Below are 23,488 nucleotides of genomic sequence, written 5' to 3' on the forward strand. Positions count from 1 at the left end.
TGCGCTGCGGTCGAGCCGAAGCAGGGCTGGGCGCGACAAAGGTGGTGCAGGGCTGCTATGGAACCGGATGAGGCCGGCCACCTGTGCCCGGAACAGGCATTCCGCAGGGAAATATCTCAGTATTATGGTACCGATTCGGACTGGCGACGCTGACCACCGTGGGTGGGACAAGAAAAATGCCCGTATGTGGGGTAGCTCACACAGGCCCCCGTATGACTGCGGTAGGTTGAACAATTTTGCCCCCCACGTCGAACCGTCCACCGCATCGACCCGACCAACTTTGCGAGACGGCCATTGAGCGCGACACAGGCGGCTTCGGACGAGATCCTGATCGCCAGGATCGCTCAAGGTGACCGGCTTGCCATGCAGGTGCTGTACGGGCGGCATCATGTCAGGGTTTACAGGTTCGGGCTGAGGCTCGTGCGGGACGAGCAGGCGGCGGAAGACCTCATCAGCGAGGTGTTTCTCGACGTCTGGCGTCAAGCCGGCAAGTTCGAGGGCCGATCCGCCGTTTCCACCTGGCTGCTGGCAATCACCCGATTCAAGGCCCTGTCTGCGCTCCGGCGCAGAAAGGATTTCGAGCTGGACGAAGAAGCCGCCAACGCGATCGAGGATACGTCCGACGATCCGGAAACGGTGGTGCAGAAGAAGGATACCAGTGAGGCGTTGCGGGAGTGTCTGACGGGCCTCTCGCCGGATCACCGGGAAATCGTCGATCTCGTCTACTACCACGAGAAGTCCGTGGAAGAAGTGGCCGAAATCGTCGGGATTCCGGAGAACACTGTGAAGACGCGCTTGTTCTATGCGCGCAAGAAACTGGCCGAACTGCTGAAGGCAGCCGGCGTTGAGCGAGGCTGGCCATGATGGCTTTGAGCAAAAAGATGCTGGAGCAAGAGCCCAGTGAGATTGAACTGCTGCTGCCCTGGCACGCCGCCGGCACGCTGAACCCGCGCGATGCGCGTCGTGTCGAGGAAGCGCTGGCGCGTGATCCGGAACTGGCGAAGCAATATGCGGCGATCCGCGGCGAGTACGAAGAGACCATTCACCTGAACGAGAGCCTGGGCGCTCCGTCGGCGCGCGCGATGCAGAAGCTGTTCGCCGCGATCGACGCCGAGCCGGCCCGGGCGAGCGGCTCGCTGCCGCTTTCGGCGCGCATCTCGACCTTCTTCGCGAGCCTGTCCCCGCGCACGCTGGCCTGGTCGGCGAGCCTCGGCGCCGTCGCGCTCGTGCTGCAGGCCGGAATCATCGGTGCCGTGCTGATGAAGAACCAGCCGGCGACTTTCCAGACCGCCTCGCTCTCGACCAGTGCGCCGATCACACGCGAACTCGGCAGCGCGGCCGCGCCGGCGCGTGCGCTGGTGCGCTTCACGCCCGAGGCGCGCGTCGCCGACATCACCGCGCTGCTCGACAGCTACCAGGCTTCGATCATCGGCGATGCCAAGGGCGGCATGTTCCGTCTCCAGTTCGACAAGGCGATGAGCCAGGACGAGCTCGCCTCGCTGCTCGGCAGGATGCAGCGCGAGAAATTCGTCAACCTCGCCGTCGCGGCGCCGTAGGCAGCGCTGCTGAACCGATGACGGGCAAATCCGACAGCAGGGTGCGCGCCGGGGCCTGCGCTTCATCCATCGGCGTTGCGCTTCTGGTCGCCTCCTGTTTCGGAGTCGAGATTGCACAGGCGCAGGCGATCATGCGCGCGCCCACGATCAGCGTGCCCTCGCGCACGCCGACCATCTCTCCCAACATCGCCCCCCGGATCAGCCCGAACATCGCTGTGCGCCCGGTGAGCGTCGACCGCGGCCCGCGGACGATGGCGACCATTCCCCATACCACCACGTCGCGTATCCGGCCGCCGACGACGGTGCTGCCCTACGCGCGTTACTCGCCCAACCTTTATCCGGCCTGCACCGCGCCCTACCGTGCTGCCGACGGCGAATGTCTGGCGCAGGCGAATGCAGGCGGCGAGGGCAGCGGCAAATCCGGCAAGAAGAGCGCCGGCAAGGGGCGCGGCAACGACACGCCGGTCGCGCTGACCGCCCGCAGCTTCGCAGGGGAATTCGTCGCCGAGATCGACGGCGCGCTGTCGACGGCCGAAGCCGACGAACTGGCGCGTCGCCACGGCCTGACCCGGCTCGCTTCCGAGAATTTCCCGCTGATCGGAGCCACGTTCGGCCTGTTCCGCATCGCTGATGGCCGGCCCTACGAAACCGTGCGGCGCGAATTCGCGGCCGACGGCAGCGTGCGCTCGCTGCAGCCGAACTTCCGCTACGTGCTCCAGGACCAGAAATCGTCGGCCGCGACCGAGGGCGATCCTGCACAATATGCACTGGCAAAGCTCCGCCTGCCGCAGGCCCATACGCTGGCGCACGGGGCCAACGTCACGATCGCCGTGATCGATTCCGGCGTCGACGCTCGGCATCCCGAACTTGCCAATTCCATCGCCGACAATTTCGACGCGCTCGGCAGTGCCGAAGGGCCGCATGTCCACGGCACCGGCATCGCGGGGGCGATCGCGGCCCATGCCCGTCTGATGGGCAGCGCGCCCGAGGCCCGCATCATCGCCATCAGGGCCTTTGGCGGTGCCAATGGCGGTGCGGAGAGCTCGTCCTACATCATCCTGCGTTCCCTGAATTACGCCGCCGAGCACGGCGCGCAGATCGTCAATATGAGCTTTGCCGGCCCGAAGGACGCGGTGATCGAGCGCGCGATCGCGGCGACCGCCGCGCGTGGTCTCGTGCTGATCGCGGCCGCCGGCAATGCCGGCGCGAAATCGCCGCCGCTCTATCCGGCTGCCAATCCCAACGTGATTGCGGTCAGCGCGACAGATCGGCAGGACAGGCTGTTCGCTGCCTCCAACCGCGGCAACTACATCGCCGTCGCGGCTCCCGGCGTCGACATCTTCCTGCCGGCACCCGACGGCAAATACCAGATGACGTCGGGAACCTCGTTCTCAGCCGCCTATGTCTCAGGCGTCGCGGCGCTGCTGCTCGAGCGCAACTACGCACTCAAGCCGGAAGCGCTACGCATGACGCTGGTGAAGACCGCGCGCGACCTCGGCTCACCCGGGCGTGACGACCTCTTCGGCGACGGTCAGGCCGACGCGTTTGCCGCCGTCATGGCTATTCCCGCCGACAGCGCGACGCCGGTCGCTGCTGCCTCGGGTACAACAAAACGTGAAGATGCTCCGAAGCGTCGCGAGGAGCCGGGTATCCGCGCGATCGAGCAGCCTTCGCTGTCGAGTGCGGAGGATAAATCCGCGGTTTCTCAGGCAGATAGGCCGGCGACACGGTAGTCGCTGCGACAACTTTGCGCGTACGCCGAAGTTTGGAAAATCAAACCGCGCATTGAACGTTCAGCCCGCTGCCACGACCAACTGATGTGGGAGCGGTCATCCCTCCCCATCAGTCATATCAGGCGCGAGCGCCCATCCACCCCAAGCGCCCATATGGCTCGACCCGTCCGGTTGTCCCCCCGGACGGGTCTTTTCTTTTGGGGCGATCGATTTTTTCTTTTGGGCGTCCGATTTTTCGAAGCTTCGCATCCGTTCAGCTTGCGGTTGAAGATCGCCACCGCGTCGGTCGCTGCCGCGTGCGCGGCATGCCGCAACTCCGTCATGCTTGTGCGAAGCTTGACTCGAAAACCCAGCAATTCTCCGCACGACTACGGTAGTCGATGACCAATGCCGCGTCGTTGCTGGACAAGTCAAAACTTTTCCACAAAATATTCATGTCGCGTCTAAATTGATTCGTGTGCGTTGCGTCCCCCGCGTCCGTGTTTCTCCTGACGGGCTGGTTCATGACACATCGCCAAGAATTCGTTCGCGAAGAATTCGTTCGCGACGCGGCTGGGAGCCGCCAAATCGCGGCGCGCTGGTGCGCTCTCGCCGAGCAGCGCCTGCAACATCTCTCCGAGATGTTCGAGACGGGCCGCTGGCGCCGCTATCATTCCGAGATCGCATTCCTCGAAAACATCCAGGAGGCCAAGCGCGCCGTTCAGACCTGGCGCGCGCTTGCGACCGGCGGGGACGTCGCCGAGGCGGCTGCGAGCGTGACGCCGGCATTCGGCTGGTCGCCGGCGACGATGCCCCGCATGGCGCCGCGCGAGCAGGCGCAGACCGTGCAGCCCAATACCTTGCAGCCCAATACCTTGCAGCTCAAGACCTTGCAGCCAAAGGCCGTTCACATCGCTCCCGAGACCGCCACGCTGGTCAGGCTCGACCCGAAACCGGACGTGCTCGCGGAGATCACCGAAGCCCCGATCACGCCGCTTGCCATGCCGGTAGCCTGGCCGTCGTTCGCCGCGCCTGCCGGGATGCCGCCGCTCGAAGCTTCCGCTGCGAAGGCCCCGTTCACCGCACCTGCCGTGAGACCGCCGCTCGCGCAGCCGGCTGCAACCGCGCCATTCACCGCGCCGGAAGTGAGGCCGCCGGTACCTGCCGCGAAGCCGCCGAAAACCGCGCCTGCAGCGATGGCGGCGCTGCTGCCGCAGTTCGCCCCGCCCGCCGAGGAAATCGTCGCCGCCCCCGAGCGCGTCGTCGAATTCACCTTCAGCCTCGACGGCCTGGAAGCGAAGTACCCGCTGCTGCGGAACGCGTTCTAGCGCCGAACCGCATTGCCGCCGACCACCAGCTGCGCGAAGCGCTGTGCGCCGTCGGCTGACAGGTCCGACGTCACCGCGCGGGCGTGATCGAGGCCGACCACGGCGCCGCGCGGCGTCTCGGAGATCATGTTGTTGTTGACGAGCGCGGTGCCGGCGCCGGGCACGACGGAGACCCCGATTCCGGCCAGCGCCTTGCGGATCACGTTGCCCGTGATCGCGACGTCGCGCAGATATTTGCCCCAGCCGGCGACGATGCCGTAGGACGGCGCGTTCTCGATCACGTTGCCGGTCACCGAAGAATCCGCCTCGATGTAGATGCCGACGCCGGCATCGTCATCAGGCGCGGTGCCGATCGGCCGCTTCGGGATCAGATTGCGGATGATGTTGCCCTGGACCACCGCGATGCGGCCGCCTTCGTTGAAATTGCAGACGGAGACGCCGACGGCCGCGCCGTCCACGATGTTGTTGGCGATCACCGCGGCCTCGAACGCGAACTCGGAATAGAGCGCGACCTCGCGCACGTCGCTGACGCTGTTGCCGGTGATGTGGATGTTCGAGGCCGAGTTGCCGCGCACCGCCGAATAGTCGCAGTTCCTGATGCGGTTGCCGCGCACGATCACGTTGCCGGCGCGAAAGGCGTTGATGGCATTGCCGTATTGGCCCGAGCCGCCGGGGCCGGCCTTGATGTTCTCGATGCGGTTGTCGGCGACGAGCGTGCCGTCGTCGCCGATCGCGGTGCGCAGGATCTCGATCCCGTTGTCGTTGGTGCCGAGAATCGTGTTGCGGCAGACACCGAGGCCCCTGGCGTCGAACGACACGACCGCCGTCACCGCGATGTCGTTGAAGATATTGCCGGAGATGTCGCCGGCCACCTGCTCGAGCCAGATGCCGCTGCCGCCCGAGCGCGTGATCGTGCAATCGGTGATGCGGACGTCGCGCCCGCCGAGGACGTGGATCAGGCCGCGCCGTGTCGGCAGCGGGATGCCGCCGCCGTCGAAGGTGATGCCGGTGAGGCCGATCGCATCGGAGCCGTCGCTCTGGATCGCCGAGGCGCCGCCGGTGAAAACGAGCTTGGTCGCGCCGCGCACGCCGATCAGCTGCGCGCCGTTCGGCAGCCGCAACAGACCGGTGCGGTACACGCCGGGTGGCAAGGCGAGCGGCAACTGCGCCCGCGCGGCCTCGTCGATGGCACGCTGCAGCGCGCGAGTCTGGTCCTCGCTGCTGCCGGGCCGCACGCCGTATTGGCTGGCATCGCGTCCGAGCAGCGACGTCAGCGGCGCGGCGCGCGCGGCCTCGACTGGCATGGCGAGCGCACCGGCAATGCCAGCGGTCGAAGCCCCGATGAGACGACGGCGATTGAGGTCCATGACGCGTCCTCCGGCGGACGCGGGAGGTGTCCGCGGGGGACTAGGTAGCGCAGGGCGGGCGAGAGTGCGGGGATTGTTCGCGGTAGGGTTAAATGTTTACGCAAGAGACGGTGTCGTAGGGTGGGCAAAGGCGCCCTTGCGCCGTGCCCACCACCTGTCAAATACTGCAAGAGAAGACGTGGGCACGCTTCGCTTTGCCCACCCTACGAGACCTTCGTGTTCCGCGCCTTCCGTGCCAGCTGCACCATCTCCATCAGCATCGCTTCCCCCGCATCCACCAGCTCCTCCAGCGTGATGCGGGCCGCGCCCTTGCGGCGAACGGCGCCGCTGCGCGCGAGCAGGGGAATGTGGATGAAGGCCGCGAGCCTGGGCCCGCCCGTCTTCACGTGCTCGATCACGCGCCAGCTCAAATAGTTGCAGAGATAGGCGCCGGCATCGCGCGAGGGGCGCGCGTCGATGCCGGTGAGGCGCGCGGCGCGCAGCAGCCTTGCGGTGTGCGGACCGAACATCATCGCGTCCGCATGGCCGGCGATGCCGCGCTTGGCCGAGCGGGTGTTGGCGGCATCGGGCCAGAGCATGGTGACGGCGTTGCGCGCCCGGGTCTCGATGCGCAGGTACGGCGTGCGGGCGGCGAGGCCGAACATCAGCAGCGCGTCGGGCTTTTGCGCAGCGAGCACGTCGGGCAATTGGCGGTCGACCGCGGCATAGGTGACCGGGAAGATGTGGCTCGAGAGCGCGACATCGTCGAGCGCGGGCCGGCGAAGTTGGGCCAGCCGCGCCACCAGCGGCTGGGTCGGATTATGGGGCGCGCCGGGAAACGGACCGAAGCCGGTGAGGAGAATGCGGAGCTTGTCGCTCATTGCAGCAACTCCAGGATCTGCTCGGCGGCGAGCGCCGGCGTGAGATGGCCATCGGCGACCTCGGCCTCGATCTTGCGGACTTTCGACCGCACCGACGCCTCGCTGCGCAGCCGCGCCAGCATGCGCTGCTCCAGCATCGACCACATCCACTTCACCTGCTGCTCGCGCCGCCGTGCGGCGAAATCGCCGGACGCGTTCATCGCCTTGCGGTGATCCAGAACCTTCTGCCAGATCTTTGCGATGCCCTCGCCAGTCAGCGCCGAATAGGTCTCGACCGGTGGATGCCAATGCTCGGACCGTGGGCTGAGGATATGCAGCGCGCCGCGATAATCGGCGGCGGTGATCTTGGCGCGCTTGAGATTGTCGCCGTCGGCCTTGTTGATTGCGATCATGTCGGCGAGCTCGACCAGGCCCTTCTTGATGCCCTGCAGTTCGTCGCCGCCACCCGGCAGCATGAGGGCGAGGAAGAAGTCGGTCATGTCGCAGACCGCGGTCTCGGACTGGCCGATGCCGACGGTCTCCACCAGCACGACGTCGAAGCCGGCGGCCTCGCAGAGCAGCATCGCCTCGCGCGTCTTCGCCGCGACGCCGCCGAGCGTGCCCGAGGACGGCGAGGGCCGGATGAAGGCATCGTTCGACGCCGAGAGCCGCGCCATCCGCGTCTTGTCGCCGAGGATCGAGCCGCCGCTGCGCGCCGAGGAGGGGTCGACCGCGAGCACGGCGACCTTGTTGCCCTGCTCGATCAGATAGGTCCCGAGCGCATCGATGGTGGTGGATTTGCCGACGCCGGGCGATCCCGTGATGCCGACGCGAAACGCCTTGCCGGTGTCGGGCAGCAGCATCTGCACCAGCTCGCGTGCCAGCGCCTGGTGGTCGCTGCGCCGGCTCTCCACCAGCGTGATCGCACGGGCGAGGGCCGCGCGACTGCCGGCGCGCACGTCGCGGGAGAGGGTCTTGATGTCGATGGATTTGGGACTGGTCATCGTTGCTTTCGCGTCCAGCCGCTAGCGGCCTGACATGCGAACGTGTCTCTCAGCGCAGGATTTCAACGGCGGAAGGTGTGTTTGAATGATATCCCAAACGATCTCGGCCTTCGTCATATGGTAGGCATGACGCAGAAGATTTCCAAAATCGATCATCTTGCGCCAATCGATTCCAGGCTCCGTTCGCTTGACCTCATCCGGGATGAATCTCGATGCCTCGCAGATGATCTCGAGAAGGCGCTCGATTGCGAGACGGGAGGTCTTTTCGGAGACAAATTGATCGAATGTGAGGCCCTTCGTGACATCTTCAATGTCCGATATGGCTTCCAAAATATCGAGCAGCCGGTCTTCGACGGTCGGCGGCATTCAGAAGACCTCGATCAGATCGTCCGCGATCCGCTCGGCCATGCGCGGCTTCAACAAGTCCCGCATCGATATCTGCACTCGAACGCCGACATGGTCCTCGATCAGGTGTAGGACCTTAAAATAGTCGAACCGCGGCGCTTCTTCGCGCGAGGTCGTTTCGACCAGCACGTCGAGGTCACTATCCGGCCGCGCGTCACCGCGGGCGCGCGATCCAAAGATGTGCAGCCGTTTCACGCCCGCAGCCCTCAAGGCGGGAGCAAGCTCTCGGAGCTTCCCGATGAGAGTTTGGAGGGGAATGTCTGCGACATCGGTCATGGCCGGATACTAGCATAGGGTAGCCGCCCGGCCCAGTGATAGCGGAGACAACTCGGTTCATCCGGCCGGGGGAGACGAGGCCCGCGCGGCCAATATCACCGGCTCGTGGCCGCCGCCGTCTGCACCGGTTTCACCTTGCGCCAGATCCACACCATCACCGGCCAGAGCAGCGCGCCGATCGCCATCGCGGCAAGGATGGCCGCGACCGGCCGCTCGAAGAACGGCAAAATGCTGCCGTCCGACTTGATCAGCGAGGTCACGAAGGCCTGCTCGACCATGGTGCCCATGACGATGCCGAGCACCATGGCGGCGACGGGATAGCCGTTCGCCTCCATCACGTAGCCGATCACGCCGAAGGCGGCGACGGTGACGACGCCGAACATGTTGTTTCCGATCGCGAACGAGCCGACCGCGCAGCACAGCATGATGATCGGCATGATGGCCGAGCGCGGCGCCAGCAGGATGTAGGCGGCGACGCGGATCATGGCGATGCCGAGCGGGATCATCATGATGTTCGCGATGATGAACATCAGATAGATCGCGTACATGCTCGACGCCTTCTCGGTGAACAGCGTCGGGCCGGGATTGAGCCCCTTCATGTAGAGCACGCCGATCGCGATCGCGGCGATGGTGTCGCCGGGTATGCCGAACAGCAGCGAGGGCACCCAGCCCGAGGCGATGCTGGCATTGTTGCTGGCGCCGGCCTCGACCAGGCCTTCGACATGGCCGGTGCCGAACTTCTCCGGCTCCTTGGAGAAGCGCTTCGACGTCGCATAGGAGACCCAGGCGGCCATGTCGGCACCTGCGCCGGGCAGCACGCCGATGATGATGCCGACGATGTTCCCGCGCGTCATCTGCCAGTGATACAGCTTGGTCAGCCTCCACTGGCCGGCCATGATGCTCCCGAATTTTCGTCGCGGCAGCGGTGGTGGTTCCGGCGTCAGCATCGCGCGCATCACCTGCGCCACCGCGAACACGCCGACCAGCGCCGGGATCGGCTCGATGCCGCCGAACAGGTCCGTAAGCCCAAAGGTGAAGCGCGGGATGCCGCCGGGATTCTCGATGCCGATGCAGGCGACGAGCAGGCCGATGAACATGCCGGCGATCGCCTTCACTGGCGAGGAACGCGCCACCAGGGTGGCGCACATCAGGCCGAGCAGCGCCAGCCAGAAATATTCGAAGGTCGAGAACGACAATGCGATCTCGGCGAGCGGCGGCGCCAGGATCATCAGCGACAGCACACCGGCGATGCCGCCGACGGCGGAGAACCACACGCCGGCTCCTAGCGCCAGTTCGGCCTGGCCCTTGCGCGTCATGGCGTAGGCTTCATCGGCATAGGCCGCGGAGGCGGGCGTGCCCGGGATACGCAGCAGCGCGCCGGGAATGTCGCCGGAGAAGATCGCCATCGAGGAGGCCGCGACGATGGTCGCAATCGCCGCGATCGGCGACAGGTAGAAGGTGACGGGGACGAGCAGGGCGGTCGCCATCGTCGCCGACAGGCCCGGCAGCGAGCCGATCACCAGCCCGTACACCGAGGCGGCAAACATCGAGATGATGACTTCCCAGGTGGAAATCAGCGCGAACGCATCAATCAGGGTCTTGAGCATGGGATTACCAGGGCGCCGGCAACAGGCCGGCGGGCAGCGGCACGCGCAGCAGCTTGCCGAAGATGAGGTGGATGGCGAAGGGTGAGAGCGCCGCGAGCGGCAGCGCCAGCTTCCACTTCGCTCCGAGCGCAGTCGAGGTCACGTAGACCATGATCGCCGCGGTGATGATGAAGCCGAGCCGGTCGGCGGCAACGACGTAGAACAGCAGCAGCGCCGGCGGCAGCAGCGCGCGCAGGCCGTAGAGCCTGCTCTGCGGCGGCGGGGCTGCCGCCTGGCCGTCCTCGAACGGGACCAGTTCTTCCTCCTCTTCGAAGGAATGGCCGATGCCGAACACGATCGCGAGTCCGCACAGCGCAAGGCCACAGCCGATCACCAGCGGAAACACGTTGGGGCCGACCGGCTGCCCCGGCACCGGCGGCAGAATGTAGCCGCCATAGGCGGCAGCCGCGCCGAGCACGACGAGAAACGATCCCGTGACGGAGTCGGGAAGACGCATGAGGAGGCCCTGTGAGAGATGTTCTGCCTCGCGCGCGGCGGGGCTATCGAATATGCACTCCGTCATTGCGAGCGTAGCGAAGCAATCCAGAGTCGTTCTGTGGAGGGATTCTGGATTGCTTTGCTACGCTCGCAATGACGATGTGAAGAGCTCAGTCCTTCACGCCTTGCTCAGGCCCGCGGCCTTCATCGCCTCGCCCATCTGGGCATCGCCCTTGTCCATGAAGCCTGTGAAATGGGCCGCATCGCCCCACACGGTGCCGAAGCCGCGATTGCTCATGAAGTCCTTGAACTCGGCGGAATCGTAGACCTTCTTCAGCGCTGCGGTGAGCTTGGTTGCGATCTCCGGCGGCAGGTTTTTCGGCCCGGCGATGCCACGCCAGGCGCCGGTTGCGTAGTCAATGCCCATGGCTTCCTTCAGCGTGGGCACGTCCTTGAACACCGGATTGCGCGCCGGCGCCATGATGGCGAGGCTTCTGGCCTTGCCGGCCTCGATGATCGCGCGCGCCTCCGGCACCGAGCAGGTGGTGAGGTCGAGACCGCCGGCGGCGAGATCCTGCATCGCGGGCGCTGCGCCATTCGACGGCACCCAGGCGACCTGGTTGGCGGGCAGGCCCATCGCCTGCATCCAGCCGACGAGGGCCAGATGCCAGATGCCGCCCTGGCCGGTGCCGGAAGCCTTGAACTTGCCGGGAGGCGCCGCCTTGATCGCGTCGGCGAGCTCCTTGACCGTCTTGTAGGGCGAGGAGGAAGAGACCTGGATGCCGGGCGGATCCTCGTTCATCAGCGCCAGCGGGGTGTAGCTCTTCGGCGTCAGCTCGGTGAGGCCCTGCCAGTGCATCATCGAGATTTCGACCGTGAGCATGCCGATCGTGTAGCCGTCGGGCTGCGCGGTCGCGATCGCGCTATGGCCGACCACGCCGGAGCCGCCGGTGCGGTTGACCACGTTGAAGGGCTGGCCGAGGTCTTTCTCCAGCAGTGCCGCGACGATACGCGCGGTGGCGTCGGTGCCGCCGCCGGCGCCCCAGGGCACGATCACAGTGACCGGCCGGGCCGGATAGGCTTGTGCGAGCGCGGGTTTGAAGCCGAAAGCAGCGGAGGCCGCGACTGCGGCGGTGGAAGCCGCAAAGGTGCGGCGCGAAATCTTGGACATTGAATACCTCCCAGCGGCGCCCGTGATGTCGGACGCTCTTGTCAATTCCGGTATTCTAGTCGGCTTTGCGTCACCGCCGCAAGGTAGCGCTACCACTACGCTGTGAGCAGCGAAATGCTGCTCAAATCATGATCATTGCGGCTCCTCCGCATCGCCTTTAGGTCGCGCACCGCCGAAGATGCGCGCGCCGGCCGGCGCGAGGTACGGCTTCAGCACCTCCCATGGCACGAAAGCGACATACTCGCCCTCGGCGTAGGGACCGACGGCATAGGGCGGATAGTGGAAGGTGAGGCCGGAACTCCTGCCAGCCTCGGTGGAGGGCGCGAGCGTCACCGCGCCGATCTTGAGCAGGCTCGGTTTCAGCTCTTTGAACCATTCGTCGGTCGCGGTCTCGCCGGCGTCGCGCTTCTGCTTCTCGGCCTTGAGCGAGGCGATCACGGCCTTCACCATCGCCTTCATGGTCGCGCCATTGTCCGCGGTCTCGGCGAAGAACGGGCGGATCGAGATGCGCTTGTTGTCGGCCTTGTCCCACAGGATCGTGTTGACGTCCGAATTGGGGTGGGCACCGCGCGTGTTGATGTAGTCGTTGCGCAGGATGCTGACATAGCGGTCGGCGACGATCGAGCGGATCTCATATTTGCGCTCAAACTCCCAACCGCCTTCCCTGGAGAATTGCGGATCGGCCTTGCGCGCGGCGGCGGCTTCCGCGGCATTCTTGTCGAGCCATTTCCTTCCCTCCGCGAGGCAGTCCGCCGCCAGCGCCGCATCCGCCTTGATCCTGTCATCGAGGAACACGCGCGCCTCGATGCTCTTGGTCTTGACGACGGCGTCGGGCTTGGGGTCGGCGGCGTGAGCGGGACCGAACAGCGTGGTGCAAACCGCAGCAGCAGCGAGCGCGCGCATGAACGTCGGCGCGAGAACCATCACGCAAAGTCCTTCTTGTCGGAGATGCGACGCGAAGCTACTCCGCCGCCTCGCTATGCCCCAGCCGGGCGTTCAGCTTGCGGATCAGCTCCTCGGCGGCGTCCGCGATCACCGTGCCGGGCGGGAAGATCGCCTCGGCACCAGCGGCGTAGAGCGCATCGTAATCCTGCGGCGGCACCACGCCGCCGACGATGATCATGATGTCGTCGCGGCCCTGCTTCTTCAGCGCGGCCTTCAGCTCCGGCACCGCGGTGAGGTGGGCGGCGGCGAGCGAAGAGACGCCGAGGATGTGCACGTCGTTCTCGACCGCCTGCCGCGCGGCCTCATCCGCGGTGGCGAACAGCGGCCCGATGTCGACGTCGAAGCCGATATCGGCGAAGGCGGACGCAATCACCTTCTGGCCGCGGTCGTGGCCATCCTGGCCGATTTTGGCGACCAGGATGCGCGGGCGGCGGCCTTCGGCCTCCTCGAAGGCGTCGATCAGCGCCTGAACCTTCTCGACCTGGTTGCCCATGCTGGACGCCTCCCGCTTGTAGACGCCGGTGATGGACTTGATCTCGGCGCGGTGCCGGCCGAACACCTTCTCCAGCGCGTCCGAGATCTCGCCGACGGTCGCCTTGGCGCGCGCCGCGTCGATCGCGAGCGCCAGCAGATTGCCGTTGCCTTCGCCGGCCGAGCGCGTCAGCGCGGCGAGGGCGGCATCGACCTCCTGCTGGTTGCGTTCGGCCTTCAGCCGCTTGAGCTTGTCGATCTGAAGCCGGCGGACATTGGTGTTGTCGACCTTCAGGATCTCGATCCTGTCCTCGTCGGTCGGCTTGTACTTGTTGACGCCGATCACCGCCTGCTTGCCGGCATCGATCCGCGCCTGCGTCTTGGCCGAGGCCTCCTCGATGCGCAGCTTCGGCACGCCGGCTTCGATGGCTTTTGCCATGCCGCCGAGCTCCTCGACCTCCTGGATGTGGCTCCAGGCCTTGGCGGCGAGGTCGCGCGTGAGCCGCTCGACATAATACGAGCCGCCCCAGGGATCGATGATGCGGGTGGTGCCGCTCTCCTGCTGCAGGAACAGCTGGGTGTTGCGGGCGATGCGCGCCGAGAAATCCGTCGGCAGCGCCAGCGCTTCGTCGAGCGCGTTGGTGTGCAGCGACTGGGTGTGGCCCTGCGTCGCCGCCATCGCTTCCACGGTGGTGCGCATCACGTTGTTGAAGACGTCCTGCGCGGTCAGCGACCATCCCGAGGTCTGGCTGTGCGTGCGCAGCGACAGCGAGCGCGGGTCCTTCGGATTGAACGGCTTCAGCAGCTTGGCCCAGAGCAGGCGCGCCGCCCGCAGCTTGGCGACCTCCATGAAGAAATTCATGCCGATCGCCCAGAAGAACGACAGGCGCGGCGCGAAGCGGTCGACGTCGAGCCCCGCGGCAAGGCCGGCGCGCAAATATTCGACGCCGTCGGCGAGCGTATAGGCGAGCTCGAGGTCCTGCGTCGCGCCGGCCTCCTGCATGTGATAGCCGGAGATCGAAATAGAGTTGTACTTCGGCATCCTCGTTGAGGTGTAGGCGAAGATGTCCGAGATGATCCGCATCGAGGGCGCCGGCGGATAGATATAGGTATTGCGCACCATGAACTCTTTCAGAATGTCGTTCTGAATGGTGCCCGACAGCTTCTCCGGCGGCACGCCCTGTTCTTCGGCGGCGGCGACGTAGAGCGCGAGGATCGGCAGCACCGCGCCGTTCATGGTCATGGACACGCTCATCTGGTCGAGCGGAATCCCTGCAAACAGCGTGCGCATGTCGTAGATGGAATCGATGGCAACGCCGGCCATGCCGACGTCGCCGCCGACGCGCGGATGGTCCGAGTCGTAGCCGCGGTGGGTGGCGAGATCGAAGGCGACCGAGAGGCCCTTCTGCCCGGCCGCGAGGTTGCGGCGGTAGAACGCGTTGGAATCCTCCGCCGTGGAGAAGCCGGCATATTGCCGGACCGTCCAGGGCTGGTTGACATACATGGTCGGGTAGGGGCCTCGCAGGTACGGCGCGATGCCGGGATAAGTCTCGAGGAAATCGAGGCCGGCCAGATCAGCCTCGCCATAAGCGGGCTTCACCAGGATGCCCTCGGGCGTCAGCCACGGCTCGGCGCTGCCGGTAGGCGCTGTGGTGGCGGCGCGCTCGAAGGTGACGTTTGCGAAGTCAGGTATACGGCTCATGGTCTCAACCATATCTATCAATCATGATCCGGATGCTGATGGCTGACGATGGTCGCCATCTTCTCCGGTCCGTAATTCTGCTGTGTGGTCTGGCTCGGCAGATTGGCGATGCCGACCACCCAGCCGAGCCGGGATTCGGTGCCATATTGCCGTGTCGGCACCACGTGGTCCGGACGGTCGAAGGTGCCGGTCATGATCTCGATGCGGTCGCCGTCGATGCGGCCGAAGCTCAGCGGCGTGCCGCAGGCGGCGCAATAGCCGCGATCGGCGATCGAGGAGGAGCGGAAGAACGACGGCTTGCCCTTGGTCCAGGCGAAATCGGTCTTGTTGATATCGGCGAACGAGGCGAACGGCGCGCCGCTCGCCTTCTGGCACATCCGGCAGTGGCAGATCGAGACCCTGGTCGGCGCCGCCGAGACCGCAAAGCGCACGGCGCCGCATTGGCAGCCGCCGGTGAGAACGGGTTTGCTGGTGTCGGTCATGGCTGCTCCATCCGTCGGTAGGCGTCCTGCAGTGTCGCAAGCGCATCGCCTCCGGCGAAGACGAAACCCGTGACGCCGGCGGCCCGCAGCGCCGCCTCGGCATCCGTCGGGCGGCCTGCCAGATAGATATGTCGCCCGCCGGCCGATTGCAGGGCTTTTGCTGCCGCTTCGGCATGTTCCGCATAGACCTTGTCGCTGGAACACAGGCAGGCCAGCTCGGCGCCCGAGGCCTTGAAGGCCGCAGCCAGCTTGGCCGAATCGGCAAAGCCCTCGCCGCCTGTGGTCTCGATGCCGCCGGCCTCGAAGAAGCTCTTCGCGAACGTCGCGCGCGCGGTGAAATCGGCGGGCGTGCCGAGATTGGCCAGGAACACTTTTGGCCGTGCGCCACGCGCGGTCAACATCGCGTCGGACTTGTCGCGCAGGGCCTCGAACGGTTCCGCCAGACGGATCGGCGGCAGCGCCGCGAACTTGTATTTTTGCTCGCCATAGGGCGAAAGCGCGATCGGCGTTGCCTTCAGGACACTGGCTTCGCTCTCATGCAGGTTCGGAAACTCGCTGGCGCCGGTCAGCACGTCGCGGCGCTTTGCAATGTTGGCCTCGTGCGCCTTGCGCGTGGCCGCGACCTTGCTCTGGAACACACCCTGCTGAAGCGCTGCGAACGCACCGCCGGCCTTCTCGCTCTCCTGGAACAGGGCCCATGCCGCTTCGCACAGCTGCGCCGTCAGCGTTTCGATCCCGCCGCTGCCGGCCGCGGGATCGCTGACCTTGCCGAGGTTGCTTTCTTCCAGCAGCAGAAGCTGCGTATTGCGCGCCACGCGCCGCGCGAACGGATCGGGCAGGCCGAGTGCCAGCGTATGCGGCAGCACGGTGATGGCGTTGGCGCCGGCGAGCCCCGCCGCGAAGCTCGCCATGGTCGCGCGCAGCATGTTCACGTAAGGGTCGCGCTGCGTCAGCATGCGCCAAGCGGTATCGGCGGCAATGAACAGCGGTTTCGGCGTCAGCCCGCAGGCGCTCTCGATGCGTGCCCAGAGCAGCCGCAGTGCGCGGAATTTGGCCATGGTCAGGAATTGGTCGGCATCGGCGGCGAGCCGCGCATAGATCATGCCCTGCGCAGCTTCCAGCGGAATGCCAGCGCCTTCGATCGCGCGTAAGTAAGCGACGCCGCAGGCGAGCACGAAGGCGAGCTCCTGCACCTCCGAGCCGCCGGCATCATGGATCACCCGGCCGTCGGCGGAGGCGAACGGCCCCTTGAAGCCGAGCCCGGCGAGGCCTTTGATGGCGCCCGTGATCGCGGGGGCGATCTCGTCCCAGGTATAGGGGCTGTGGCCCCACGCCGCGCCGGCCGCGAGCGGATCGAGCCCGAAGCGGATGTTGCAAGCGGCGGGATCGAGGCCGTTGCTCTTCACATATTCCGCGACGTGGATCGCGGCCATCCGCGATTGCGGTCCGATCTCGAGCTCGATGCCGATGCCGGCGTCGAGATGAATGTCCTTCAGGACCTTCGCCACCGCATCGGCCGAAGGTTCCAGGCCGAAACCGCGCGCGCCATTGGCGCCGGCGAACACCAGCGAGAGGCCCGTGGCACCGTTCTCCAGATCCTGCAGCGCCTGCGCATTCGCGAGCGCCGCGTCGGGATGGTCGATCCGCTGCACGACCTGCCACGGCGCAGCCGGCGCCCGGCCCAGCACCGGCGCAACGCCCCTCGCGCGCGGATAGAGCGGATCGATCTTGAGGCCGTCATAGGTCTTGCCGACCAGCTTCTCGAACGGCGCGCCCTTCAGCACGCCGTCGACCAGCTTGCGCCAGTCCTCGAAGCTGGCCTTGGGAAAATCCGCCGCCAGCTTCAGGTCGTCAGTCACGGAGGTCATGCGGCGAGGGGCTCCCGAACATCTTGTTATTCGCAGGCGAAATTGCCACGGCAGACCGTCCCTGCAAACGGTTGTTTTTGGTTAACCGGTATCCGGAAGCCGCTCAATGCCGCCGCTGGAGACGCTGGCAAGCCCGTCGCGCACACGAACGCCCGAGATCACGCGGTCGGGCGCGATTTCGGCCAGCGGCACCAGCACAAAGGCGCGTTCGAACAGGTGCGGGTGCGGCAGCGTCAGGTCGGGCTTCTGCAAGTTGACGTCGTCATAGGCGATCATGTCGAGATCGAGCGTGCGCGGCCCCCAGCGTCTCGCCTTCTCCCGCGTGCGGCCGAATTTCTGCTCGACCTTCTGCAGCACGAACAAGAGCGCGTGCGGATCGAGGCTGGTCTCGATCTCGATGCAGGCATTGATGAAGGGATCCTGGTCCTCGTCGCCCCAGGGCGGGGTCGTATAATCGGACGAGCGCGCGATCAGCGCCGCCTGTGCCATGCCGCAGATATGGGCGATCGCCTTCTTGAACGTCGCGCGGACATCGCCGACATTGCCGCCGAGTGCGATCAGCACGCTCGCCATGCTAGGGATGCCGCGAGCGCGTCAGCACGATGCCGACGTCGTCGAAGATCGCGGCGATCGGCGCGTGCGGCTTGTGCACGGTGACCTTCACCGCGCGGATGCGCGGGAAGTGCGACAGGATGGCATCGGCCACCGCGCCGGCTGCGCGCTCCAGGAGCTTGTAATTGGTGTTCTTGAAGGCCGCCGTCGTCGTCGCCACGACCTCGGCGTAAGACACCGTGTCGGCGAGCCGGTCGCTGCGCGCAGGCTCCGACAGGTCGGTATAAAGCTCGAGATCGATGACGAAACGCTGGCCGACCTCGGTTTCGTGATCCATCACGCCGTGGCGGGCATGGATCGACAGGCCGGTGACGAAGATCGTGTCGGTCATTGCTTGCTCTCGATGGCCTGCGCCACCCGCAGGGCCTGCAGGGTTTCGGCGACGTCATGGGTCCGGATGATCCTGGCGCCGCGCTGCGCGGCGATCAGATGCGCCGCGATCGAGCCGGCGAGCCGCTCCGTTGGTTCCGACGGCGACACCGAGGCGATGAAGCGCTTGCGCGAGGCGCCGACCAGGATCGGCAGGCCGAACATGTCGAGCTCGCGCAAGCGCGCCAGCGCGGCCATGCTCTGCTCGGCAGTCTTGCCGAAGCCGATGCCGGGATCGAGCACGATTTTTTCGCGCGCGATGCCGGCTTTTGCGGCGATATCCAGCGCGCGCAGGAAGAACGTCTTGATGTCCGCGACGATGTCGATGGCGGGATCGACGCTGTCGCGGTTGTGCATGACGATGACCGGGGCGCCCCTCGCGGCGATCAGCGGCGCCATGCCGGCATCGCCTTGCAGGCCCCAGACGTCGTTGGCAATCGCGGCGCCCTGGTCGAGCGCGAAGGCGACCACCTCCGCCTTCATGCTGTCGATCGAGACGGGCACACCGAGCGCCACGACGTCCGACAGCACCGGCTTCAGCCGCGCGAGCTCATCCGCCGCCGTGACCGGCCGGGCGCCCTTGTAGGGCCGGGTGGATTCGGCGCCGATATCGATGATGTCGACGCCGGCGGCGATCATCGCCCGCGCCCGCTCCAGCGCCCGCGCCGGCGCGATGAACGCGCCGCCGTCGGAGAAGGAATCCGGGGTGACGTTGAGCACGCCCATCACCGCAGGAAGCGGCCGGCCTACGAGCGCCCGCAGCGCGTCGATGCCGGCCGAGCCGGCCGGCGGGACGGAAGGGGAGGGCGAGGCGTTCATGCGGCCCGCTTTAGCGGGCGGGGAGGGGGAGTCAAGACGGATTGGGCCCTTAAGCATGGCCGGACGTGGCGCTGGATGAATGCTCTCGTGCCCCGGACGCGGCGCAACGCTTCTTCAGCGGTGCGCTGCAGAGCCGGGGCCCATGTCACCGAGAGCTGTCTTGGAGTTTGGGTCCCCGCTCTGCGCAGCAACGCTTAAGGCGTTGCAGCGCGTCCGGGACACGAGACCCAGCGCAGAGCTAATACGTAATCTTCGGCGGCAGCTTCTTGGCCTTGGCGATGATGTCGCCGACCGACTTCTCGGAAGGCAGCAGGCGCACGAGCTTCTTCTTCTCGTTGGCCTCGCGCATGCTCTGCGCCAGCCTCGCCGGATTTCGATAGGCGAGCTCGCGAACGGTGGTGACGCCGGCGGCGCGGACGAGCCCGACCTTGGCCCTGCCCATGCCGGGGATCCGCATGTAGTCGGAGACGTTGGCCCATTCCAGCAATTGCTGCTCGCTGATGCCGGTCTTGGCCGAAAGCGCCTTGCGGCCCTTCACGGTGGAGGCCGCCTCGAGCAGCGCGTCGGTGGTGCGGATTCCTTGCGCCTTCAACTTGTTGGCGGCAAAGGCCGGCAGGCCCTCAATCTCGGAAATCGGATATGTCATGATGCTCGATGTGAAAAGCGTCGCTCAGGCGAACTGGCTGAGGCCCGGCGTCCCCGCGATGATCTTGCCCATCTGATCCGCTCCGATTTTGTCTCGCCCGTAGCGGAAAAGTTCACGGGCGACGTTCTGAATCTCGGACATGCCGAGCCCCAGGCCCATCAGGCGGGTGCCGACGGCCATCAAGCCGCCGCCCATCAGCCGCGACAGGCCGCCACCGCTCCTGGACGCTTCGATCGCAGCTTCCGCTCCGGGGATCTGGTCGATCAGGGCCTGCACGCTGTCGGAAGGGCCCTCGCTGCGAAGGAAGGCCAGGATAATGCCGACGGTCTTTTCAGCGACAGCACCATCTATGCTGGCGTTTGTCGCCAGCCGTCCGATCAGCTCGTCCATAAGACCCCGCCCCTCAGCCGGTTTGCATGCCGGAATATTGCTTTCGAAAATGATCTTGAGCCGGTGTGATGTGAAATACAAGCGATGAACGCACGCCCCGCCGCGATTCAGCTTCGAACGCGCGAAAAGTGTTGCAGCGATGCAAGGGCGGAGATGGAATTGCGGAAAAGTTGCCGCGGTGCGAACGCCTCGTTCCGACTTTTGGCTGATGTCGGCGATTTGTTTGCGACGATCTAGCATGTCCCAGGGCGCGTCGAGCCGTTTCAATCAGTCAACAACATGCGTTAAACTGCACAGCGGGTGTATCCGGGTTTCAACAGCGAAACACACGTGAGAGATCAGAGGGAATAATGACCGCACAGGACAGCAAGCTCGGCGATACCGACGACAAGATCTTCGTCGGCAAGGGAGACGAGCAGGCTTGGCTGACGCTTGCGCTCGCCAATCGCCATGGCCTCGTCACGGGTGCAACCGGAACCGGCAAGACCGTGTCGCTGCAAGTGATGGCGGAAGGATTTGCGCGCGCCGGTGTTCCGGTCTTCGCGGCCGACATCAAGGGCGACCTCTCCGGAATCTCGGAAGTCGGCGAGGCCAAGGACTTCATTCTCAAGCGCGCCGGCGAAATGGGTCTCAAGTTTCAGCCGGACCAGTTTTCGACCGTGTTCTGGGACGTGTTCGGCGAGCAGGGACATCCGGTCCGCGCCACCGTCACCGAAATGGGGCCGCTATTGCTGGCGCGGATGCTCGACCTGAACGAGGTGCAGGAAGGGGTTCTCAACGTCGCCTTCCGCGTCGCGGACGAGAACGGCCTGCCATTGCTGGACATGAAGGATCTGCGATCGCTGTTGGATGCGATCGTTCCCGCCAGCGGCAAGAAGGGACCCGATGCTGAGGAAGATCCGTTAGCCGAGATCCGGAAGGCCGCGCAGAGCTTCGGCAATGTGAGCAAGGCGACGGTTGGAACCATTCAACGCCAGCTGCTGGTGCTGGAAAACCAGGGCGGAACGAAATTCTTCGGTGAGCCTGCACTGGAGCTGAAGGATTTCATGAAGACCGATAGCGACGGTCGCGGCATCGTCAACATCCTGGTTGCCGACAAGCTGATGGAGAGCCCCAGGCTCTACGCGACCTTTCTGTTGTGGTTGCTGTCGGAGTTGTTCGAGGAATTGCCGGAAGCCGGCGACCTGCCGAAGCCAAAATTGGTGTTCTTTTTCGACGAGGCGCATCTGCTGTTCAACGATGCGCCGAAGGCGTTGATGGACAAGATCGAGCAGGTGGTTCGTCTGATCCGTTCCAAGGGCGTCGGCGTCTATTTCGTCACCCAGAATCCGATCGACGTGCCGGACAAGGTGTTGGCCCAGTTGGGTGGTCGCGTGCAGCATGCGCTACGCGCCTTCACGCCGCGCGACCAGAAGGCGGTCGCCGCTGCGGCGCAGACCTTCCGGCCCAACCCGAAGCTCGACACCGCCAAGGTGATCACGGAGCTCGGCAAGGGCGAGGCGCTGGTGTCCTTCCTTGAGGGCAACGGCACGCCTTCGATTGTGGAGCGGGTGATGATCCGGCCGCCGACGGCGCGGATCGGGCCGATCACGCCCGAGGAGCGCAAGGCGATCATGAGCAGGAGCCCGGTGAAGGGCAAATACGATACGGCGGTGGATCGTGAGTCCGCCAATGAGATGCTGCAGAAGCGCGTGGCCGGCACGGCTGCGCCTGCCGACGCACCAAATGGTGGAGCCGGCGCAGGCGGCGGAATCCTTGGGCAGTTGGGCGCGATCGTCGGCACCATCTTCGGCACCAACGTCAAGCGCGGCCGTCTGTCGACCGGCCAGGTCATCGCCCGCGACGTGACACGATCGGTCACCAACCAGGTCATCGGCGGGATGGCCGCCAATCTCGGCAAGTCGATCGGCGGTCAGGTCGGCGGCTCGATCGGCCGCACGCTGGTCCGCGGTGCGCTCGGCGGATTGCTGCGGCGGTAGGCAGAACGCCCGACGGGAAGGCAAATCCATCGACTTCCGGGGGAGCCGGATGTCACACATTCAGGTGAGGGGACTCTCCAAGCCCCTGCCGGTCTGCTACGTCCTGTGTCGTCGCCGCTCAGGACTGCACCGTGACCCCGCCCACCCCGTTAGCCAAGCCTGACCTGCCCCGACTCCCGTCGTCGCGGGCGCCGCTGGATCTGCTCTTTCTGTTCTTCTGCATCCTCCTGACCGCCGACGTGCTCGTGCCCGAGATCTTCGGGCGCGGCAAGACCAAGGACTATTTGCTCTGGTACTGGGCCGGACAGCAGGTCTTGCAGGGTGGCCCGCTCTATCCCGCAACGCCCGTCGAGTATTTCGATTTCATCTATCCACCGCTGCCGGCGATCCTGCTGGCGATCCCGAGCTGGTTCGGCAAGATCCCGCTCTATGTCGTCCTGTCGATCCTGAACGCGGTGGCGTGGTGGTACAGCGGGACGCTCTCCCAGGTCATGACCGGCTCGGGCCGCGCGTCGGGTCCGTGGCTCGAGGCGCTGCCGGTCGTCGTCACGGTGGCCTTCGTGTTCGACATGTTCGACCTCGGCCAGCCTAATCTCGTCCTGCTGGCGATGATGCTCTACGGCTTCTGGAGCCTGCGGCACCAGCGGTCGTGGCTCGCCGGCTTCATGTTCGCACTCGCCATCGCCATCAAGGTGTTTCCAGTCACGGTGCTGCCCTATCTGGCCTGGCGGCGCAAATGGGCCGCCCTTGTCAGCACGATCGTCTTCACCGGCATACTTCTCTACGTCGTGCCGGCGCCGATCCGCGGCTTCGAGCGCAACGCGGCCGAGCTGGCGAACTGGTACCAGGGCATGGTCGGGACGAGCTCGGAAAAGGGCTTTGGCCAGCGTAGCGAGCAGAACTGGTCGTGGGTCAACCAATCCCTGATTGCCGTCACGCATCGCCTGGTGCGGCCGATCAACTACAATCAGGACGATCCCAGGAAGCCGCCGCGCACCATGAACGTGATCGACGTCGACTACAGGGCGGCGAACTGGATCGTGCTCGCGCTGTCGGCGCTGCTCGGGCTCGGCTTCGTCGCAATCATGCCGCGGCAGGCGCGGCGGACGACGCGCTCGGATGCCGAGGAGCTCGGCATCCTGTTCTGCCTCATGACCGTGGCCTCGCCTCTGGCCCGGCAATATTACTTCATGTGGCTGTTCTTCCCGATCGCGGTGTTGACGCATCGCGCCGCCTTCGACGAGCGGGCATATGTGCGGCTGGGAACCTGGCTCGCCCTGGCGGCCGCCGGCATCCTCATGCTGCTGTCGCTGCCGTGGTTTCCCACCGTCATCCAGGCCTGGGGCAACAACCTTGCTGCGACCGCGGTCCTCGCCGGGTGCCTCGCCTGGCACATCCGGCATCCGCCGCCTGCGGCTAGCCCCGAGGCCGTGCCGGCGCTAAAACCCGGGACCTCCTAAGAC

The 23,488-nt window shown here is 65.8% G+C and carries 23 protein-coding genes; 6 read left to right on the top strand and 17 right to left on the bottom strand.

Annotation, left to right across the window (positions count from 1 at the left end):
* The first annotated feature begins 294 nt into the window (after positions 1-294).
* The 4 genes from BDOA9_RS16455 (at position 295) to BDOA9_RS16470 (ending at position 4,596) form a co-directional block, all read left to right on the top strand.
* Positions 295-864 carry a sigma-70 family RNA polymerase sigma factor gene (locus tag BDOA9_RS16455; protein ID WP_025035047.1) on the top strand — a complete coding sequence of 190 codons (570 nt, stop codon included), beginning with the start codon at positions 295-297 and terminating at the stop codon, positions 862-864.
* Complete coding sequence (locus BDOA9_RS16460; RefSeq protein WP_025035048.1) at positions 861-1,556, top strand: hypothetical protein; 696 nt, start codon at positions 861-863, stop codon at positions 1,554-1,556. The genes BDOA9_RS16455 and BDOA9_RS16460 overlap by 4 nt, the downstream gene beginning before the upstream one ends.
* Before the next feature lie 17 nt (positions 1,557-1,573).
* A complete protein-coding gene (locus BDOA9_RS16465) occupies positions 1,574-3,289 on the top strand; it encodes a S8 family serine peptidase (RefSeq protein WP_025035049.1) in 1,716 nt (571 codons plus the stop codon).
* Between the two features lie 503 nt (positions 3,290-3,792).
* The gene (locus BDOA9_RS16470; protein WP_042336568.1) at positions 3,793-4,596 is read left to right on the top strand and encodes a TIGR03809 family protein; all 804 of its coding nucleotides are present in this window, start codon (positions 3,793-3,795) and stop codon (positions 4,594-4,596) included.
* On the opposite strand, the gene BDOA9_RS16475 is transcribed toward BDOA9_RS16470, so the two are convergent.
* From BDOA9_RS16475 to BDOA9_RS16555, 17 genes are all read right to left on the bottom strand, one after another.
* The gene (locus BDOA9_RS16475; RefSeq protein WP_025035051.1) at positions 4,593-5,963 is read right to left on the bottom strand and encodes a TIGR03808 family TAT-translocated repetitive protein; all 1,371 of its coding nucleotides are present in this window, start codon (positions 5,961-5,963) and stop codon (positions 4,593-4,595) included. The two genes, BDOA9_RS16470 and BDOA9_RS16475, sit on opposite strands and share 4 nt — an antisense overlap.
* Positions 5,964-6,166: 203 nt before the next feature.
* Entirely contained in the window at positions 6,167-6,823 is a 657-nt protein-coding gene (locus BDOA9_RS16480; RefSeq protein ID WP_025035052.1) for a pyroglutamyl-peptidase I, read from the bottom strand.
* A complete protein-coding gene (meaB, locus tag BDOA9_RS16485; RefSeq protein ID WP_025035053.1) occupies positions 6,820-7,806 on the bottom strand; it encodes a methylmalonyl Co-A mutase-associated GTPase MeaB in 987 nt (328 codons plus the stop codon). Before meaB ends, BDOA9_RS16480 begins: the two co-directional genes overlap by 4 nt.
* Before the next feature lie 21 nt (positions 7,807-7,827).
* Positions 7,828-8,172 carry a HepT-like ribonuclease domain-containing protein gene (locus BDOA9_RS16490; RefSeq protein ID WP_025035054.1) on the bottom strand — a complete coding sequence of 115 codons (345 nt, stop codon included), beginning with the start codon at positions 8,170-8,172 and terminating at the stop codon, positions 7,828-7,830.
* Positions 8,173-8,487: a nucleotidyltransferase family protein gene (locus BDOA9_RS16495; protein ID WP_025035055.1), complete on the bottom strand. Its 315-nt coding sequence runs from the start codon at positions 8,485-8,487 to the stop codon at positions 8,173-8,175.
* A gap of 95 nt (positions 8,488-8,582) precedes the next feature.
* Positions 8,583-10,094, bottom strand: a complete 1,512-nt coding sequence (locus BDOA9_RS16500) for a tripartite tricarboxylate transporter permease (RefSeq protein ID WP_025035056.1) — start codon at positions 10,092-10,094, stop codon at positions 8,583-8,585.
* A 4-nt stretch (positions 10,095-10,098) separates the two neighbouring features.
* On the bottom strand, positions 10,099-10,590 hold the full coding sequence (locus tag BDOA9_RS16505) for a tripartite tricarboxylate transporter TctB family protein (protein WP_025035057.1): 492 nt from the start codon (positions 10,588-10,590) through the stop codon (positions 10,099-10,101).
* Positions 10,591-10,749: 159 nt separating this feature from the next.
* The gene (locus BDOA9_RS16510; RefSeq protein ID WP_025035058.1) at positions 10,750-11,742 is read right to left on the bottom strand and encodes a tripartite tricarboxylate transporter substrate binding protein; all 993 of its coding nucleotides are present in this window, start codon (positions 11,740-11,742) and stop codon (positions 10,750-10,752) included.
* Between the two features lie 132 nt (positions 11,743-11,874).
* Positions 11,875-12,645 (bottom strand): DUF3298 and DUF4163 domain-containing protein, encoded by a 771-nt coding sequence (locus tag BDOA9_RS16515; RefSeq protein WP_152033644.1) that lies wholly within the window; start codon positions 12,643-12,645, stop codon positions 11,875-11,877.
* A 58-nt stretch (positions 12,646-12,703) separates the two neighbouring features.
* A complete protein-coding gene (gene scpA / locus BDOA9_RS16520; protein WP_025035060.1) occupies positions 12,704-14,860 on the bottom strand; it encodes a methylmalonyl-CoA mutase in 2,157 nt (718 codons plus the stop codon).
* A gap of 17 nt (positions 14,861-14,877) precedes the next feature.
* Positions 14,878-15,342 (bottom strand): GFA family protein, encoded by a 465-nt coding sequence (locus BDOA9_RS16525; protein ID WP_025035061.1) that lies wholly within the window; start codon positions 15,340-15,342, stop codon positions 14,878-14,880.
* Positions 15,339-17,210 carry a methylmalonyl-CoA mutase subunit beta gene (locus tag BDOA9_RS16530; protein WP_025035062.1) on the bottom strand — a complete coding sequence of 624 codons (1,872 nt, stop codon included), beginning with the start codon at positions 17,208-17,210 and terminating at the stop codon, positions 15,339-15,341. Before BDOA9_RS16530 ends, BDOA9_RS16525 begins: the two co-directional genes overlap by 4 nt.
* 81 nt (positions 17,211-17,291) lie before the next feature.
* A complete protein-coding gene (folK, locus tag BDOA9_RS16535; RefSeq protein ID WP_025035063.1) occupies positions 17,292-17,783 on the bottom strand; it encodes a 2-amino-4-hydroxy-6-hydroxymethyldihydropteridine diphosphokinase in 492 nt (163 codons plus the stop codon).
* Between the two features lies 1 nt (position 17,784).
* Positions 17,785-18,153, bottom strand: a complete 369-nt coding sequence (gene folB, locus BDOA9_RS16540) for a dihydroneopterin aldolase (RefSeq protein WP_025035064.1) — start codon at positions 18,151-18,153, stop codon at positions 17,785-17,787.
* Positions 18,150-19,010 (bottom strand): dihydropteroate synthase, encoded by an 861-nt coding sequence (gene folP, locus BDOA9_RS16545; protein WP_025035065.1) that lies wholly within the window; start codon positions 19,008-19,010, stop codon positions 18,150-18,152. Before folP ends, folB begins: the two co-directional genes overlap by 4 nt.
* 238 nt (positions 19,011-19,248) lie before the next feature.
* Complete coding sequence (locus BDOA9_RS16550; RefSeq protein WP_025035066.1) at positions 19,249-19,656, bottom strand: DUF4332 domain-containing protein; 408 nt, start codon at positions 19,654-19,656, stop codon at positions 19,249-19,251.
* Positions 19,657-19,680: 24 nt separating this feature from the next.
* Complete coding sequence (locus BDOA9_RS16555) at positions 19,681-20,046, bottom strand: hypothetical protein (RefSeq protein WP_025035067.1); 366 nt, start codon at positions 20,044-20,046, stop codon at positions 19,681-19,683.
* A gap of 350 nt (positions 20,047-20,396) precedes the next feature.
* On the opposite strand from BDOA9_RS16555, the gene BDOA9_RS16560 reads away from it, so the two are divergent.
* Complete coding sequence (locus BDOA9_RS16560) at positions 20,397-22,025, top strand: helicase HerA-like domain-containing protein (RefSeq protein ID WP_025035068.1); 1,629 nt, start codon at positions 20,397-20,399, stop codon at positions 22,023-22,025.
* Between the two features lie 131 nt (positions 22,026-22,156).
* Positions 22,157-23,485 (top strand): glycosyltransferase family 87 protein, encoded by a 1,329-nt coding sequence (locus BDOA9_RS16565; RefSeq protein ID WP_025035069.1) that lies wholly within the window; start codon positions 22,157-22,159, stop codon positions 23,483-23,485.
* Positions 23,486-23,488: the final 3 nt, after the last annotated feature.

This window comes from Bradyrhizobium sp. DOA9, assembly GCF_000617845.2.
Lineage (GTDB): Bacteria > Pseudomonadota > Alphaproteobacteria > Rhizobiales > Xanthobacteraceae > Bradyrhizobium.